The sequence below is a fragment of the Dysgonomonadaceae bacterium zrk40 genome, assembly GCA_016916535.1.
Classification (GTDB): Bacteria; Bacteroidota; Bacteroidia; order Bacteroidales; family Dysgonomonadaceae; genus Proteiniphilum.
Genome location: CP070276.1, coordinates 262,159 through 279,229, shown reverse-complemented (window position 1 = coordinate 279,229; position 17,071 = coordinate 262,159). Strand labels below are relative to the sequence as shown.

The 17,071-nt window shown below is 51.6% G+C and carries 13 protein-coding genes; 6 read left to right on the top strand and 7 right to left on the bottom strand.

What is annotated here, in order from left to right:
• Nucleotides 1–8: 8 nt before the first annotated feature.
• Nucleotides 9–344 carry a QacE family quaternary ammonium compound efflux SMR transporter gene (locus JS578_01195; protein QRX63913.1) on the top strand — a complete coding sequence of 112 codons (336 nt, stop codon included), beginning with the start codon at nt 9–11 and terminating at the stop codon, nt 342–344.
• A 24-nt stretch (nt 345–368) separates the two neighbouring features.
• On the opposite strand, the gene JS578_01190 is transcribed toward JS578_01195, so the two are convergent.
• The 4 genes from JS578_01190 to JS578_01175 all read right to left on the bottom strand — a co-directional run bounded on the left by JS578_01190 (nt 369) and on the right by JS578_01175 (nt 7,196).
• A complete protein-coding gene (locus JS578_01190; GenBank protein QRX63912.1) occupies nt 369–3,449 on the bottom strand; it encodes an AAA family ATPase in 3,081 nt (1,026 codons plus the stop codon).
• Entirely contained in the window at nt 3,446–4,666 is a 1,221-nt protein-coding gene (locus JS578_01185) for an exonuclease SbcCD subunit D (protein QRX63911.1), read from the bottom strand. Before JS578_01185 ends, JS578_01190 begins: the two co-directional genes overlap by 4 nt.
• A 76-nt stretch (nt 4,667–4,742) precedes the next feature.
• A complete protein-coding gene (locus tag JS578_01180; GenBank protein ID QRX63910.1) occupies nt 4,743–5,990 on the bottom strand; it encodes an ABC transporter permease in 1,248 nt (415 codons plus the stop codon).
• A gap of 9 nt (nt 5,991–5,999) precedes the next feature.
• Nucleotides 6,000–7,196, bottom strand: a complete 1,197-nt coding sequence (locus JS578_01175; GenBank protein QRX63909.1) for a pyridoxal phosphate-dependent aminotransferase — start codon at nt 7,194–7,196, stop codon at nt 6,000–6,002.
• Between the two features lie 255 nt (nt 7,197–7,451).
• Here JS578_01175 and JS578_01170 point away from each other — a divergent pair, with 255 nt between their 5' ends.
• On the top strand, nt 7,452–8,252 hold the full coding sequence (locus tag JS578_01170; GenBank protein ID QRX63908.1) for a glycoside hydrolase family 16 protein: 801 nt from the start codon (nt 7,452–7,454) through the stop codon (nt 8,250–8,252).
• Nucleotides 8,253–8,348: 96 nt separating this feature from the next.
• Here JS578_01170 and queF read toward each other — a convergent pair whose 3' ends face one another.
• Nucleotides 8,349–8,810: an NADPH-dependent 7-cyano-7-deazaguanine reductase QueF gene (queF, locus tag JS578_01165; GenBank protein ID QRX63907.1), complete on the bottom strand. Its 462-nt coding sequence runs from the start codon at nt 8,808–8,810 to the stop codon at nt 8,349–8,351.
• A 41-nt stretch (nt 8,811–8,851) separates the two neighbouring features.
• Nucleotides 8,852–9,520, bottom strand: a complete 669-nt coding sequence (queC, locus tag JS578_01160) for a 7-cyano-7-deazaguanine synthase QueC (protein ID QRX63906.1) — start codon at nt 9,518–9,520, stop codon at nt 8,852–8,854.
• A 226-nt stretch (nt 9,521–9,746) separates the two neighbouring features.
• Between queC and JS578_01155 the strand changes: the two genes are divergently transcribed.
• From JS578_01155 to JS578_01140, 4 genes are all read left to right on the top strand, one after another.
• Nucleotides 9,747–10,433 carry a response regulator transcription factor gene (locus tag JS578_01155; GenBank protein ID QRX63905.1) on the top strand — a complete coding sequence of 229 codons (687 nt, stop codon included), beginning with the start codon at nt 9,747–9,749 and terminating at the stop codon, nt 10,431–10,433.
• Nucleotides 10,434–10,441: 8 nt separating this feature from the next.
• The gene (locus JS578_01150) at nt 10,442–12,184 is read left to right on the top strand and encodes a two-component sensor histidine kinase (GenBank protein QRX64875.1); all 1,743 of its coding nucleotides are present in this window, start codon (nt 10,442–10,444) and stop codon (nt 12,182–12,184) included.
• 182 nt (nt 12,185–12,366) lie between these two features.
• On the top strand, nt 12,367–13,209 hold the full coding sequence (gene nfo / locus JS578_01145) for a deoxyribonuclease IV (GenBank protein ID QRX63904.1): 843 nt from the start codon (nt 12,367–12,369) through the stop codon (nt 13,207–13,209).
• 22 nt (nt 13,210–13,231) lie between these two features.
• The gene (locus JS578_01140) at nt 13,232–14,638 is read left to right on the top strand and encodes a sodium:proton antiporter (GenBank protein ID QRX63903.1); all 1,407 of its coding nucleotides are present in this window, start codon (nt 13,232–13,234) and stop codon (nt 14,636–14,638) included.
• A 100-nt stretch (nt 14,639–14,738) separates the two neighbouring features.
• On the opposite strand, the gene JS578_01135 is transcribed toward JS578_01140, so the two are convergent.
• Nucleotides 14,739–17,066, bottom strand: a complete 2,328-nt coding sequence (locus JS578_01135) for a family 20 glycosylhydrolase (GenBank protein QRX63902.1) — start codon at nt 17,064–17,066, stop codon at nt 14,739–14,741.
• Nucleotides 17,067–17,071: the final 5 nt, after the last annotated feature.

The following is a 17,071-nucleotide window of genomic DNA, read 5'->3' as shown; positions in this document are numbered from 1 at the left end:
AGATTGAAATGATGAACTGGATCTTGTTACTGATAGGTGGGTTGTTTGAAGCTCTGTTTGCGTTCAGCCTCTCCAAAATTTCTGTATCCAACGGCAGGGAGATGATTTTATGGGTACTGGTTTTTATAGGATCGGTTTCATTGAGCATGTTGATGCTCTACAAGGCCATAGACAACGGCATCAACGTGAGTGTTGGATATGCTGTCTGGTCGGGATTGGGTGCGACATTCACAGTACTGGCTGGAATATTTATTTTAAAAGAACCGGTATCGGTGTTAAAGATTGTCTTCCTGTGTACCTTAATCATGTCAATCGTGGGGTTAAATCTAATCTCACACAAATGATCAGGGAATAATCATTTTCAAGAGTTACTCTTCCCAACTGCGACGGATCAGGCTGCCCCGTTCCGGGTCGTTCTCAATGCGGAGGTGTGCCTCAATCTCCTGCTGCATCTCCTCCACGTGTGAGATCACTCCCACGATGCGGTTCTCCCGGCGCAGTGTCTTCAACGTGTCAAATACAATTCCGAGTGACTCTTTGTCGAGTGAGCCGAACCCTTCGTCGAGGAAGAAGAAGTTTTGACTGGAGCGGGTGATCTGCTGGATGTTGTCGGCCAGTGCCAGTGCCAGTGATAGGGATGCCTGAAAGGTCTGACCACCGGAGAGGGTTTTGACGCTCCTTACCTTCCCCTCGTGCATGAAGTCACGCACCTGAAAACTGTTGTCGGGGGTGATCTCGAGGCTCAGCTTCTGTCGCGTGAGCCGGAAGAATCGGTCGTTGGCGGCATTGCAGAGATTCTGGAGATAGACGGTGGAGATGTAGTTCACGAATCCACTCGCCGTGAAGAGCGATTTCATTGTTCGGATATTTTCACCCCTTGCCAGTAGCTTCTCCATTGTCTCCTTCAGTTCTGACATTTTATGCAGATCACTCTTTAGCTTCGTGAGCAATCCGGTGATACTTCCATGTTCCTGGTTTTTGGCTGTCACCTCCTCACTGATCCTGTTCATTTCGTCTATCAGCATCTCATGCGCCCGTGCATCGTACACCCTCCCCTCCATCTCCTTTTGGAACTGGTCGAAAGCAGATCTGTAGTGCATCATCGCGTCACGGAACGTTGCCAGCTTTTTCTTTTCTGTTTCAGGATCCATCGCTGCGGAGAGGATCTCCTTCACCTCGCCGATGTTGCTGAAGGTAGATTTTGCCAGCTCCTCCTTGAGCTGTTCCTGCAAACTGTCGATGGCCGCCTGCTGCTGTTCCAGCTCCCGGTTGTTGATCACCAATGCACCCATGAGGGCATCCTTCTCCCGGGTCTGTTCCTGCAGGAGTCCGCTCTTTTCTTCGAACTGCTTCACCACATGCTGATGCTTCTCGAGCAGCTGCTGCCTTTCCCTTTCAATCTCCTCGCTGCCGGACTCCCGGTAGTGACTGGGGTCGATGATTTCAAGTTGCTCCTGAAGGGTGGCCAAAGTGGTCTCCTGGACCGTGAGCGTGGTCCGTATCTGATCCAGCGCTGCACGGTAGCGTTCCCTGTTCTTCTCCTCCTGCTCCAGCTGGGTCACTTTTTCGGCAAGTGAGTCCTCTTGTATCCTGAGTTCATCCTGGAGTTTCTTCACTTCCAGGAAAGCGTTGTTCAGCGCCGCTTCATCGTGGTACTTCTCCCACTGAAACTGCCCTTCGTGCATCTCAAGCTGTTGCTTTACCAGGCTGCCTTTGCCAATCCACTCTTCCTTCTGCTTGCATGCCTGTCGTTCACGGCTCCTGAGCAGCAGGAGCTGCTCGCTGAGCGATGCAAGCTGGTTGAGTTGCTGCTCTAGAACTCTTTTCTCTTCCGTCAGCTGCAGCAGTTGCTTTTCCTGATCATCACTCCGGAATATTTCCGGATGCTGTCTGGATCCGCAGAGCGGGCAGGGGTGTCCCTCTTCCAGCTCGCTGGCGTAGCTTTTCAACTGCTCTTTTACCAGCAGATGATGTTCCTCTTCACCCATCTTACGCTGCCGGTTTTTCAACGTGTCAACCTCCTGTCTCAGGCAATCCTCCAGTGCTGTAGGGGCTGCATCGAGCGACACTCCTTCAAACAGCTTGTTGTGCCGTAGGAGCGCTCTCTCCTGCTTGATCTCCTCCTCCTCACGGGCATATCGCTCTGTTTCCCCACCGATGTCGCCCAGTTGTTTCTCTAGGGTCTTCTTTTCGGCATGCCAGCTTCTGATGGCAGAGAGCAACATGAGATCGGGCATCTTCGCGCGCAACTCACTGATCAGATCCCCGAGGCGCTGCTTCTCCGATTTCAGACGCTCTAGCTGTTTTGTGGCTTCCTCAAGAAAACCTTTTCCTGTTTCTGAACGTCTCTTTTCCTTGGTGATGATCTCTTCGGCACCTTTCATCTGCAGCAGCAGAGACAGATCTGTCGCCCTTTTCTGCAACTCTTCCCGTTTCTCGTATGCCGGTCTGACCTCAGTGAGCAGCTTCCCAATCTCTTCAATCGTCTGCTCCACCTCTTTCAGGTGCTTTCTGTCAAGAGACATCAGCTCTTCTCTCTTCTTCTTCTTGCTGCTCCACTCCTCCAAAAGTTCAAGCCGATGTTTGAACCGGTAGTGACACTGCTCGTAACGGTTGATGCTCTTTTCGAGGGCACGAAAAAACGGCTCTTCATTTTCCAGCTTCCGCAGCTCACGCTCAGCCTCACTGCTCTTCTGCTGCAACTCCCTTAATTTCCGCTGTTGTTCCTCCTTACGCTGTAGTTCGATGAGCCTGCTTTTGTGTTCAGATATGATTTTCTCCAGCTGATCCAGCCCTGACTCGTACTGATCAAGCTGACTTTCATCGATGTCGCCCAGTGCTTTCAGTTCACCTTCCAGGATATGTTTCTTTTCGTTGTTCCTTGTCTCGAGTGCCGCCACCTTATAATAAAACTCATACTTCCCCAGGTTGAACAGCTCTTTCAGCATCTGGGTGCGATCTTTGTTGCCCAGTTGCAGGAACTCCTGAAACTGGCCCTGGGGGATGATGATGGTGCGTTTGAAGTTCTCGTAGCTCAGCCCGATGGCTGCCTGCAGAGCCTCCTGCTCAATTGGAATCCATTCGCTGTCGACCTTCCTGTAGGCAGTGCGATCGAGCGTTTTCACCTCCTCAAACCGTTTACTGTTGCGCCTGCCCTTCACTGTGGAGCGGTAGAGCGTATGCTCGCTGCCGGCCTCGAAGATGAAGTCGATCTGCAGCTCCTTCGATTTCAGGTTCATCATGTTGTAGTTGCGGTTGTCGCCCGAGAGGTTGAGGCGGTCGGTACGTCCGTAAAGGGCGAAGGTGATCGCTTCCAGGATCGACGACTTGCCGCTGCCCACCATGCCGAAGATGCCAAACAAGCCGGAGGAGGTGAGCCGGGTGAAGTCGATGGTCTGTTTTGCCTGGTAGGAGTAAAGTCCCTGCAGAGTAAGTTTTATTGGTATCATTCCTCTTCTGCCACTATTTCGTGAAACAATTGCATGATCTCTTCGTTGGGTTCCTGCCCCTTCTCATGCAGGAAATAATCGCGGAACAGCGCTTCCATACCCTTGGAGAGGTCTATCTGCTGTTTTCCTCCCTTCCTCAGTGTCTCAGCATCCGCAACCTCGGGAATGATGCTCACGATGCCGGGGTGAGCTGCCAGAAGGGCTTTCCGTTCCATGGCGGTGAGAAAGCTGTCGGTGACGATGGTCAGTTCTACCAGTGCATCCCTGTGCTCGCTGAGCCACTGCAGTGCCTCATCCACACCCTCCGCCTTTTTCCGCAGCAGCAGCCTCGACCGGGTAAGGGGTACCTCTCGTACAACGGCTGCTTCACGGGGCTCAAGGTCGATCAGCAGCAGCTGTTTCTGCTGACCTGCTTCGGCAAAGCTGTAGGAGAGGGGGCTCCCGCTGTAGCAGACCGGCGACGGCCCTTTCTCCACGAACTGCATCCGGTGGAGATGTCCCAGCGCGGTGTATTGTATCTGTGCGGGGATATTGTCCGTGTAAACCGCCTGTGCACCGCCTACCTGCAGGATCGGCTTCTCCTCCTCCGGCTCTTCGGGAAGAGTGGCACCTCTTCTTGCCACGAAGAGATGTGTGAGGAGGATGTTGACACCCGTATGGTCGCAGTAACGGTCGGCCAGCTGCTGCCATCGCTCCTGCAGAAGAGACCGTAACTCCTCCTCGCTATCCTCCCTACCGAGAAAGGTTTTGAGACGGTACTCGTTGGCATAGGGTGTGAAAAGGATGCGTAAAGGAGCGGATGAACCCGGCAACGATAGCTCCAGAAAACCCCTGTCGCTCTGTAGTACTTTTAATCCCGACTCGAGCAGATAGGGAGGTACCACCGTATGGGGATAACCGGCGAAGATGATGCCACACTCCCGCGCCAGCGGGTCGGGAGACTCTATCCGGTCGGGTGAGTCATGGTTCCCGGCGATGGCGATCACGGGACGGCGACCCCCTGCGGTGAGTCGTTTGAGTGTTTGGTAGAGTAGGTCGACTGCCTCGGTGGGAGGGTTGAAGGTGTCGAAGAGATCACCTGCAACCAGTACCACATCGGCTGCTTCCCTGTCTGCAATTTCGCAGATCTCCTCCATCACTTCCCGTTGCTCTTCCAGCCGCGGGAAATCATCGAGCCGTTTCCCCAGATGCCAGTCGGCAGTGTGTAATATGCGCATACCCTCTTTTTGCTGTCAAATATAACCAATATTTTTCAGTCGACGGGTTGACTACGGGAGTTACTTTTTGGAAACGCTATTCAAAACGGATGGAGCGGGCAGGGGTAATGCGGGCAACGAGATAGGAGGGTCCCAGCATCATCAGCAGGGTGACCAGCAGCGTGCCTGCATTCAGCAGCAGGATGTAAAGCAGGTTCAGGTCTACCGGCACCGAGGAGAGGTAGTAGGTGGCAGGATCCAGTTTCAGCAGGTGAAAGCGATCCTGCAGGATGCAGAAGAGAAGCGCGATCACATTGCCCCAAAGCATCCCCTGACCAATCAGGAAGGCGGAGAGGTAGAGGAACACCTTGCGGATGCTGAAGTCGCGGGCACCCATCGACTTGAGCATGCCAATCATATTGGTGCGTTCAAGGATGATGATCAGCAGTCCCGAGATCATGGTGAAGCCGGATACCACCAACATCAGGATGATGATCACCCAGACATTCATGTCAAGCAGGTTGAGCCAGTTGAATATCATGGGGTTGATATCCTTGATGGAACGTGTGTACAGGTTGTTGCCGAGGCGGTCTTTGTAGGATGCCATGGTAAAGAAGAGATCTTGCGTGGTGCGGTCGAGGTTCTCGTAATCCTTTACCAGCAGTTCGATACCGCTCACCATATCGTCATCCCACCCGTTGAGGGAGGCAAGCACTCCTTTCCCGGTGATGACATAAAGCTTGTCGTAATCCTCGAAATTGGTCTCGTAGATGCCTGTGATGGTAAACCGACGGGCACGTACCGGCTCCTGCACGAAATAGCAGGTGAAACTGTCACCCAGCTTCAGTTGCAGCTTGTCTGCGATCTCACGGGAGAGGATGGCCCGGTTGCCGGCGGTGGTGTCATCCGGATGAATCACCTCTCCCTCCACCATGTTCTTTCGGAAAAACTCCCAGTCGTAGCTTTCAGAGACACCTTTGAGGATGACACCCAGGAAGTCTTCCTCGGTCTTGATGATGCCCGGCTTGGAGATGTACTCCTGAAGATGGGAGATGTCTGGATTGGAGGTGAGCAGCTCCCTCAGTGTGTCGGAGAAGGCGATGGGAGTCTGTTCGTATGAGTTGTTGTTGTCGAAGGTTGTGACCTGGATATGGGATCCGAAACCCACCACCTTGGCACGTACTTCCTTTTTAAACCCTACGATGATACAAACCGATACAAGCATCACGGCCAGTCCCAGTGCGATGCCGGTGATAGCGATGCGTATGGCGGGAGAGGAGACACGCTTGTCGTTTTGCTTCTCTCCTCTGTAGATACGTCTGGCTATGAAAAGTTCGGTACTCATCTCAACGCTTTATCTTCTTCCCGGATATGCCTCCAGTGCTTTCTCCAACACCGTCAGTGCTTTTCCCAGCTCAGTCTTGTTCAGTACATAAGCGATGCGTACTTCGTTCTTACCCAAGCCCGGAGTCACGTAAAAACCGGTTGCAGGTGCCATGAAGATGGTCTGACCCTCGTAGGAGAAATCTGAAAGACACCAGGCACAGAATCTGTCGGCATCGTCGATGGGCAGTCGTGCCAACGTGTAGAAGGCACCCTGCGGCATGGGGGAGAAGACACCCGGAATGTTGTTGAGTCGTTCCATCAGGTAATCACGGCGGCTCTTGTACTCTTCAAAGTTATGCTGCATGTAGCTGCCGTTCTCCTGTAACGATGCGTTGGCAGCAATCTGGCCGATGAGCGGGGGACTGAGACGCGCCTGGCAGAACTTCATCACGGTGTCGTGCACCTTACGGTTCCTGGTTATCAATGCCCCGATGCGGATGCCGCACTCACTGTATCGTTTCGAAACCGAGTCGATCAGCACCACATTCTCTTCCACTCCTTCCAGGTGGCAGGCGGAGACGTATGGCGTGTCATTGTAGATGAACTCCCGGTATACCTCGTCGGAGAAGAGATAGAGGTTGTGCTTCATCACCAACTGGCGTATCTGCTCCATCTCCTGGGGCGTGTAGACATAACCGGTGGGGTTGTTCGGGTTACAGATCAGGATTCCCTTGGTGCGCTCGTTGATCAGTTGTTCAAAGTCATCGATATGGGGTAGTGCGAATCCCGATTCAATGGTTGAGGGCAGGGAGCGGATCACTGCTCCGGCGGAGATGGCAAAGGCCATGTAGTTGGCATAGGCCGGCTCCGGGACGATGATCTCGTCACCCGGGTTCAGGCAGGCCATAAAGGCATAGAGCACCGCTTCCGATCCCCCCGCGGTGACGATGATCTCTTCGGGTGTCAGTTCAATGTTGTACTCTCTGTAGTACTCCGTCAGGTTCTCCCTGTAAAAGCGGTAACCGTCGCTGGGACTGTACTCAAGCGTAGTGCGGTCTATGTTGCGGATTGCCTCCAGGGCAGCTTGTGGTGAGGGCAGGTCGGGCTGCCCGATGTTGAGGTGGTACACCTTGGTGCCACGTGCTTTGGCAGCATCGGAGAGGGGGGCTAATTTGCGTATGGGTGAAGCGGGCATCTCAAATCCCCGCTGAGAAATTTCCGGCATATTGATTGCGTTGATTGTAACCTCTGTTGATCTTTTTCTATGTAGATGCAAGGGGCAAAGGTAATAAAAGTTTCCTTTCAATTGTTTTATTTAGCTTATTGTTGGTGTGAAATCGATATTTGATTCCCCCGTTTCTGATAAAAATGATAAGCCAGCCCCCTCGTTTAACACTTATTGTGTTCCAATTGAACCTCTCTACCACCTCTTATTGTTATTTTTGCAGAACAATATGAATGAAACAACAAACTTTATTGCATGAAAAAAACTACTTTACTGATCCTCACATTGGCACTCGTTGGTGGAATAGTTTCCTGTACGGGCCAGAAGGAGGAGAGTGACGAGAAGTTCCGCAAGGGATGGGAACTGGTATGGGAAGATGATTTTGACGATGGTCTGAACGGGAATGAATGGTCAAAAATCTCAAAGGGAAAACAACATATGAACCGTTATGCCAGTACGCATGATGCGTTGTATCTCTCACAGGAGGGCAACCTGGTGCTGCGAGCAATGCCCAATTCGGTGCCGAATGATACGATGCCATTTCTCACCGGTGGCATCACCCGTGAAGGTATGAAGAGTGGGAAGGTATCCCGGATCGAGGTGAAGGTCCGGGTGAACCCTGCTGAGGGTGCCACCCATTATCTCTCATTGCTGCCGGTTGATCCATCGGAAAATCATATCTCGATCGACTTCATGGAACATTACGGCATGGATGAGTTTGTTTACCAGTCGGTAACTTCTGAATATACTACATCGCAGGGGATGGCAGAAAATCCACCCTCAAGCTCGCTGGTAGGAGTCAATCCGGTGGAGTACCGCATCTACGGTGTTGAGAAGTATCCGGACAGCCTGGTCTTTTTCGTGGATGACATCCGCACGCGGAAGTATCCCCGTGTGCTTACCGACATGGCTGGACAATACCCATACGACGAACAGGATTTTGATCTCTTCCTCGGCATCCGTCTCAACAAGGATACCGATCCTGAGCAATTGCCTGCCGATATGTTGATTGATTGGGTGAGGGTCTATGAGCCAAAAGTGGGCGAAGAGGAATAAGTGATTGGCAACAAGCTGTAACTTTTTATCTTTCAAGAAAAAGACATCCGGTCGGGAATTCCCCTGCCGGATGTCTTTTGTTTCTACCCTGTCAGTTTATTTCAGGGGGACAGAATGGGCGAAGAGGCGCTCTTCGCCCAGCTTTTCATACTTTGTACCCTTACGGCCATGGTTGGTGTAAGGGTAGATGCTGATGCCGCCCCGGGGGGTGAACATGCCTGTCACCTCGATGTACCTGGGATCCATCAGTTGGATCAAATCTTTCATGATGATGTTCACGCAATCCTCATGAAAGGCCCCATGGTTGCGGAAACTGAAGAGGTATAGCTTCAGGCTCTTGCTCTCCACCATCTTCACATCCGGAATGTAATCGACGCGGATGGTGGCAAAGTCGGGTTGTCCGGTGATGGGGCAGAGGCTGGTGAATTCGGGACAGTCGAAGGTCACCCAATAGTCGTTCTCAGGGTGTTTGTTGGTGAATGCCTCCAGCACCTCGGGTGCATAATCCTGCCGGTAGACGGTTTGGCTACCCAATAGGGTGAGTTGATCTTTTTCCATATGGGATATCTCTATTGTAGTTGATGAACGAATAATAACTGTTATCCTCCTTTTTCGGCGAGGTAGGCCTCCAGCCCTTTGTTGCGCAGCAGGCAGGCAGGACAATGGCCACAACCCCCGGCCAGAATACCATTGTAGCAGGTGAGCGTCTCGTTGCGGATGATTTCAAATACCCCCAGTTCGTCGGCCAGTTGCCATACCTCCTTCTTGTTGCGCCACATCAGTGGTGTGTGGATCACGAACTGCCTGTCCATTGCCAGGTTCAGAGTGGTATTGGCCGAGTGGATAAAGGTATCCCTGCAGTCGGGGTAGCCGCTGTAGTCTGCTTCCGAGACACCGGTGACCATGTGGCGGATTCCCTGTGCATAAGCCAGCGTGGCAGCGAAGGTGAGGAACAAGAGATTCCTGCCGGGAACAAAGGTGTTGGGGTAGGAGTCTTTGGGTTGTGTCTCATCCATCGTCATGGAGAGATCGGTCAGCGAGTTGGGTGCCAGCCGCGAAATGATGGAGGCATCGAGCACCCGGAAAGGTGTGCCGGCCATCTCTGCAATGCGGCGAGCGTTCTCCACCTCCTGCGAGTGGCGCTGACCGTAGGTGAAACAGAGTGCATGGACTTGACGGAACTGTTGCCTGGCCCAGTAAAGGCAGGTGGTGGAGTCCTGACCACCGGAGAAGAGGACAAGTGCATCCTCCTGATGGTAATCTTTCATCTTTCTTTGTTTTTTATGTGGTTTCCTAAGCTACACAGGAAGCTGTTGGCTTCCGGATACAAAGATAACATATTTCCCTTTATTTGTCTCATTGTCTGATAGGGTATTTAAAACCATCTTAACAAAAAAGTAATCTATTTGTAACAGGAATGTAACATGCATGTCGTACATTTGCAAAGAGATTGGCCCTCTCACAGTCGGGCTGGAAACCAATTACAACTGTACAATGGAAGAGAGGATACTGGTGGTGGATGATGAGAAGGATATCTGTGATATCCTGCAGTTCAACCTGGAACAGGAAGGGTACATCGTGGATGTGGCTACTTCAGCAGAAGAGGCGCTGGCAGTGCTAACCGATGTGCATCAATTGTTGATTTTGGATGTGATGATGGGAGGCATGTCAGGCTTTAAGATGGCAGAGACACTCCGGAAAGAGGGAAATACAATCCCAATCATCTTTCTCACGGCCAAGAACAGTGAGAACGACAAGCTCACCGGCTTCTCTCTGGGTGGCGATGACTATGTTGCCAAACCTTTTTCGGTGAAGGAGTTGCTGGCTCGCGTGCGGGCACTGTTGAAACGTACCACGTTGGTGCGGATGCCGCCGGCGACACACTGGAATTACCGGGGGCTCACCATTGACATTCCTTCCAACAGGGTGACCATCGACGGGTCTGAGGTGTCTCTTACCAAGAAAGAATTCGAGATCCTCTCACTGTTGGCACAGGTATCACCCAACCTGCTCACTCGTGCGGAAATCCTTGGAAGCGTCTGGGGTGAGAATGAATATGTACTTGACCGTACCGTCGACGTGCATATCACCCGTTTGCGAAAGAAACTGGGTGAATATGCCGGCATCATCGTCAATCGCTCCGGCTTCGGCTATTGGCTGAACCTGGACAATGAGAAGTAGTTATGCGCATAAAGTTCTCCTTTAAGAGTCGTATCCTGCTCACTTTTTCACTGATCATCGCTCTTTTCACCGCAGGCATCATCTACTTTGAACAACAGCAGCTGAGAAAAGAACGTACCGAGAGCTTGCAGCGGATGCTGGACAATGATGCACTCCTGATTGCCCGCTATTTGGAGCAGAATCAGATTCTTCACGAGATGGATACCACCAGGCTGAAGGAACTGCTGCAATACATGCAGCCGGAAGTGAGGCTCACCCTGATCGATCACAAAGGGGAGGTGTTGTATGACAACCGGTTGGAAGCAGACAGCATGGAGAACCACCTGTTGCGACCGGAGGTGCAGGAGAGCATTGTCGAAGGCAGCGGGTCGGATATACGCCGTTCAGCGAGCAACCAGCTGGAGTATCTTTACCATGTGCGATACAGTGACAACCTCTTTGTACGTGTAGCACTGCCCTACGATGTAGAGCTACGCTCATTCATTCATTCCGGTAACTCGTTTGCCTACTACATCCTGCTTTTCTTTATCGTCTCGGTGCTGATGGTGATTTACTTCTCCGACCGCTTCTCCCGCTCCATAAGGGAGCTGAGAGCTTTCTCACAGAACGTGAAGAGCGGTGCCGCAATCCCACCCTCATTTGTCTTTGCCGATGATGAGGTGGGAGAGGTGAGTGCCGCCATTGTCGAGAACTACAACCTGCTGCAGGAGAACCGACGCCGTCTGGCTGCCGAGCGGGAGAAGCTGCTGCAGCACTTTCAGTTCTCAGAAGAGGGTATTGCCATCTTCTCGGAAGAACGAAAAGAGGTGTACGCCAATTCCCATTTTCTGCAATATCTCAACCTGATCCTCGAGTCACCCACGCTGGTCACGGAGAACCTGTTTGCTGATCCCGCATTCAAGGAGGTGGTAGGTTTCCTCGACCGGAAGGATGCAGAGGAGAACGTTTTCTCGGTGCGCATGGAGAAGAGTGGCAAGATGTTCAACGTACGGGTGATCATCTTTGAAGACCACAGCTTCGAGCTATATATCAGCGACATCACCCGCGTGGAGAAGCGTCGGCTGCTTAAGCAGGAGATGACCAACAACATCGCGCATGAGTTGCGGACGCCTGTCACCAGTATCCGAGGTTACCTGGAGACCATATTGGGACTTGCCGGTGAGGATGTGGATGTGCGCCTGCGCAGTTTTCTCGACAGAGCCTACCTGCAGACCATCCGTCTATCGGAACTGATTCAGGACATCAGCATGCTTACCAAGATTGAGGAGGCTTCCGACCGCTTTGAAATGGAACCGGTGAACATAGGGGAGTTGCTGCAGGAGATGGAGGGCGACCTGTCTGAAAAACTCAGGGAGAAAGGTGACCGATTCATGGTGGAGGTGGATGAGGATGTTGTGCTCTACGGGAGTCGCACGTTGCTATACTCCATCTTCCGCAACCTGACAGAGAATGCGATCGCTTATGCTGGTGAGGGAATAGAGATCGTGATACGCTGCCACAACGAGAATGAAGATGCTTACTTCTTCGAGTTTCATGACAACGGTCCCGGTTTGGAAGAGAAGCACCTGGTGCGGATCTTTGAACGGTTCTACCGGGTGAATGAAGGGCGTACCCGCACCACAGGGGGCTCGGGGCTGGGTCTCTCCATCGTGAAGAACGCGGTGCTCTTTCACAAGGGCAGCATCCTTGCCCGCAACCGGCCCGAAGGGGGACTCTCCTTCCTGATCACTTTTCCCAAAAAACGCAGTTAGCCTATTCTTGCAATACAATTGCATCCGGACACACTTTTTGGGAAAAACATTGTATCTTTGTTTTTAGAACAAAGTGAGATTGTGTGTGAGGTTCAGCACGAAACGGTTTTTCATTCGTGCGAAAGTGGATGATCGACAGATGTTTCGTCTGGTTTCACACTGAATAATTTGAATTATATCTTATGAAATATGTAGGAGCTCATATCAGCGCATCAGGCGGTGTGGAGAATGCACCGGTCAACGCTCATGCCATTGGGGCCAAGGCGTTTGCTTTTTTTACCAAGAACCAGCGGCAGTGGTTTGCCGCTGCTTATAGTGAACAGAACATTGAACTGTTCCGTTCACGCTGCAAGGAATATGGCTACACCCCAGATCAGATTTTGCCGCACAGCAGCTACCTCATCAACCTGGGAAACCCGGGCGAGGAGGAGGTGCAGAAATCGCGTGCCGCCTTCAACGATGAGATGAAACGGTGTGAACAACTGGGCATCAACCGGCTTAACTTCCATCCCGGGAGCCACCTGAACAAGATATCAGTAGATGGTTGTCTCGACCGCATCACCGAGTCGATCAACCTCTCCCTGGAGAAGACAAGAGGTGTCACCGCAGTGATTGAAAACACCGCGGGACAGGGAACCAACCTGGGACATACCTTCGAGCAAATAGCCCATATCATTGATAAGGTGGAGGATAAGAGCAGGGTGGGGGTCTGCCTCGACACGGCTCATACGCTCGCTGCCGGCTACGAGATCAGAACAGGCGAGGGTTTTGAAGATACCTTCCGAAAATTTGAGGAGGTCATTGGTTTTCAATACCTCAAGGGGATGCACATCAACGACTCCAAAAAAGAGCTGGCTACACGTGTGGACCGCCACGACAGCCTCGGAAAGGGTGTGATGAACATGGATCTTTTCGGCTTCATCATGAACGATCCCCGCTTCGACAACATGCCACTGATCCTTGAGACACCCGATGAAGCGTTATGGGCAGAAGAGATTCAGGTGCTCTACTCGCTGCAAAAATAATACTTAAAGTCTCGATACTCCAATGGATATCTGGATGCCGATAATTTTTGTAATGGGTATCGTACTCATTACACTGGAAGATAAAATTCACATCAACAAATCGGCAACAGCCCTTTTTATGTCTGTACTGCTTTGGTTGATGGTCATGCTCAATTCCACTCAGTTACTGGACAGTGTATTGCATGATGATTTCCAGCGATATATTCAGCGCGTAGAGATTGCCCTTCTCAGCCCAAAGCAGCAAAGTATTTCCTACCTCACCGAGAGAACTTTTCTGCCTCATCTGGGTGATGTGTCTGAGACACTTTTTTTCGTGATGTGTTCCCTCCTCATCGTAAATATCGTGGATAAGTATGGTGGATTTCTCGCCATTACGCATTCGTTGCGAACCAACAATAAACGAAGGTTGTTGTGGCTGATTAGTATCTCCTCCTTTCTGTTTTCGGCATTGCTCGATAACCTGGCTGCCGCATTTGTGTTGATAGCTGTCTTGCGTAAACTCGTTCCTGACAAAACAGACAGGCTGAAATATGCCAGCATGATCGTTCTCTCAGCAAATGCAGGCGGTTCCTGGTCTCCAATAGGTGATGTGACTACTTTGTTGCTTTGGAACGGTGGAAACATCACAGCGATGCACCAGATCACCCATCTTTTTCTACCGGCATTTATCAATCTCATGGTCATATTGGTGATTGCCAACTTTTGGCTGTTCAAAAAAGGAGCTGTGTTGCGGCAAAACCGGGATATCTCTGCTGGTAATGTTTTTATCGATAAGATTCGGTTGCGGTCACGAATTCTGATTTTCTGGATCGGTACCCTTTCTCTTGCGTTGGTGCCTCTGTTTCAAACGGTGACTCATCTCCCGGCTTTTATGTGTGTATTGTTTGGATTGTCTCTTCTTTGGATCTATACAGATCTCATATATGGCCGGATAAGCGAAATAAGAGACTCCGATAAAATGCGTATTCCGGCATTGTCCCGCTCGGTGGACATGCCGACCATCTTCTTCTTCTTTGGTATCTTGATGTCGGTAGCCGCGTTGAATGTAAGCGGTCAGCTATTGCAAATTGCCGGCTATCTTACTTCATTGATTACCGAACCCTATCTGATTGGTGTGTTGATTGGTGCCGCCTCTTCGCTGGTCGATAATGTGGCTCTGGTGTCTGCAACAATGGGTATGTTCCCACTACCCGATAGCTCTGCAGACCTGACTTCTTATATGCAATACTTTATTGCAGACGGTGGGTTCTGGACCCTCCTAGCCTATTGTGCCGTAACCGGTGGCAGTATACTGATTATCGGCTCTGCCACAGGTGTAGCGGTGATGGGACTTGAAAAAATCAGTTTTGGTTATTACCTGAAGCGGTTCACACCCCTCGCTTTGTTGGGTTATGTTGCAGGTATTTTGACATTTTTGTTGATTCACTGAGATCAACATGGTATTGATGAAAAGTTAAAAGCGCCGTACCTTCTAAAGGTTACGGCGCTCTTTCAATCATTCAAGCTTTTTCTAACTACCGCTTCTGCACTCAGTCGAGACGGATTTCATCCAAGAAGAAGAAAGCCCTATTGCCCTTGCCGGGGTGCCATTCTGGCATCAACGAGGGTTTCACGGTGACCTTGTAGTAGCGGGCCGTGACCGGTTCGAAAGTGAGCTTGTGTTCAGAGATGTCGGACCAGTGCTCCTGCTTCTCGTCGGTGATGGTTTGGGAGGTTACCTGTGTGAACTGCTGGTTGTCGTCAGAACCTTCGATGAGGATTTCAGCGGCATCGAAGATCCAGTCGCCGGTAACCACGGCATTGCGGATGGTAGCGCTGCTGATCTCTGTAGCTTCCAGCATGTCGATCACCGCCACCAGCTCCTCACCCTGGAAGCCTATCCATCGACCGGAACGGTAGTTGGTGCTGTTGCCCTGTAGCCCGTCCACCAGCATGGGAGCACCTTCGAAGCCATAATTGGGTGCTGGAGTGGTGAGCAGCTCTGTAGGCTTGAAGCTGGATTTACTGACGAGGATTTGCTCGCTGAATATCTTGCTCATTTTTCCCTCGCGGATGGCTACCGCTTTCAGTTGGCACTCCTCGTTGATTGAGATCTTGCCCTCGTAGCGGAGTGACGATTCACTGGGTTCACTGCCGTCCAGTGTGTAGTAGACCGGTGCATCGTCGATCGTACTGAAGGTGACATCAAGTGCGTTGGTGTCGAAGTTGGGTGTCAGCTCAGCCTTTACATCAAATACATGGGTGGCATAATTGTAGCCCATCTTATCATAAAGAGCCAGGAGACGGGGCAAACGTTCCAGGAACGCTGCGTACTCCTTATTCTTTGGTTGCATCCACTGTACCTCACTCATGGCTGCCAGACGTGGCAGTGTCATGTACTCCACATGCTCTTCCTCGCGGATGTACTCTGTCCAGAGGTTGGCCTGTGCTCCCAGAATATGGCCTTTCTGGTCTGCGGTCAGCTGATCGGGTACCGGTTCAAAGCTATAAACCAGTTCCAGTGGTACGTAACCACCGATAGACAGGGGCTCATCGTCTGTTTGGTCTGTTTGGTAGTAGTCGAAGTAGCAATAGGTGGTGGGGGTCATGATTACATCGTGCCCCATCTGTGCAGCCTGTATGCCGCCTGCCATGCCGCGCCATGACATAACCGTGGCATTGGGTGCCAGCTCCCCTTCCAGGATCTCATCCCAGCCGATGATTCTCCGGCCGTGATCGTTCAGAAATTTCTCGATGCGTGCCGTCACATAGCTCTGCAGGTAGTGTTCTGCCATATGACCATCGTGATCGGTCAACCCCAACTCTTTGATACGTGCCTGACAATCGGGACACTCTTCCCAGCGTGTCTTGGGAGATTCGTCACCACCGATGTGAATGTAATCCGACGGGAAAATCTCCATCACCTCGGTGAGCACCGCTTCCAGGAAGGTGAAGGTCTCCTCCTTGCCGGGGCAGAGCACATCGTCAAAAACACCCCATTCACGTGCAACTTCATAGGGACCTCCCGTGCAACCAAGCTCCGGGTATGCGGTAAGTGCCGCCAGCATGTGTCCCGGAAGGTCAACTTCGGGGATGATGGTGATGTAACGCTCGGCGGCGTAAGCAACCACCTCTTTAAGTTCATCCTTGGTATAGAAACCACCGTGGGGAGTGCCGTCATACTCACCCGTGTTGCGGCCAATCACCGTCTCGCTGCGCATGGAGCCCACTTCCGTCAATTTGGGATAGGATTCAATCTCGATGCGCCATCCCTGGTCTTCCGTGAGGTGCCAGTGAAAACGGTTAATGTTGTGCAGTGCCAACAGGTCGATGTACTTCTTCACGAAATCGACCGACTGGAAGTGACGGGCCACATCGAGCATCATGCCGCGATAGGCAAAGCGGGGGGCATCACTGATGGTGGCAGGGGTGAAGTTGATAGCCTTGTAGTTCCCTACCGGTACCGACTTACGCAGGGTCTGGATGCCATAGAAGACGGCCGCTTCGCTGGCTCCCTCAATCTGTATGGTCTGACCGTCGATCCGGATGCGATAGGCTTCGGGATTCTCATGTTGCAGGCCCAATGAGAGGATGACTGCATCCTGCTCACCTGCATCAATCGTTAACTTTGGTTTGATGCCGGCGGAGAGCTCCAGGTAATCAGCCAGAAAGGCTGCATTGCGTTCCATCTTTTCATTCCCTTCGGGATAAACAATTTTTGTGCTGCCGGTGAGAGGGAACGACTCACCTTCGGTCATTTCAATCTGATCGGGTAAAGGAACCACCCTGTAGTCAGCTTCGGTGCTGCCGTTACCTCCCTTTTCACAGGAAATAAGAAGGATAGCCGCAGTCATCAGTAGTTGTAATCTTTTGATCATTTCGT

Excerpts from the sequence above, each read along its gene's own strand:
- JS578_01195 (QRX63913.1), top strand. The coding sequence starts at position 9 with ATGATGAACTGGATCTTGTTACTGATAGGTGGGTTGTTTGAAGCTCTG.
- JS578_01190 (QRX63912.1), bottom strand. The coding sequence starts at position 3,449 with ATGATACCAATAAAACTTACTCTGCAGGGACTTTACTCCTACCAGGCA.
- JS578_01185 (QRX63911.1), bottom strand. The coding sequence starts at position 4,666 with ATGCGCATATTACACACTGCCGACTGGCATCTGGGGAAACGGCTCGAT.
- JS578_01180 (QRX63910.1), bottom strand. The coding sequence starts at position 5,990 with ATGAGTACCGAACTTTTCATAGCCAGACGTATCTACAGAGGAGAGAAG.
- JS578_01175 (QRX63909.1), bottom strand. The coding sequence starts at position 7,196 with ATGCCGGAAATTTCTCAGCGGGGATTTGAGATGCCCGCTTCACCCATA.
- JS578_01170 (QRX63908.1), top strand. The coding sequence starts at position 7,452 with ATGAAAAAAACTACTTTACTGATCCTCACATTGGCACTCGTTGGTGGA.
- queF (QRX63907.1), bottom strand. The coding sequence starts at position 8,810 with ATGGAAAAAGATCAACTCACCCTATTGGGTAGCCAAACCGTCTACCGG.
- queC (QRX63906.1), bottom strand. The coding sequence starts at position 9,520 with ATGAAAGATTACCATCAGGAGGATGCACTTGTCCTCTTCTCCGGTGGT.
- JS578_01155 (QRX63905.1), top strand. The coding sequence starts at position 9,747 with ATGGAAGAGAGGATACTGGTGGTGGATGATGAGAAGGATATCTGTGAT.
- nfo (QRX63904.1), top strand. The coding sequence starts at position 12,367 with ATGAAATATGTAGGAGCTCATATCAGCGCATCAGGCGGTGTGGAGAAT.
- JS578_01140 (QRX63903.1), top strand. The coding sequence starts at position 13,232 with ATGGATATCTGGATGCCGATAATTTTTGTAATGGGTATCGTACTCATT.
- JS578_01135 (QRX63902.1), bottom strand. The coding sequence starts at position 17,066 with ATGATCAAAAGATTACAACTACTGATGACTGCGGCTATCCTTCTTATT.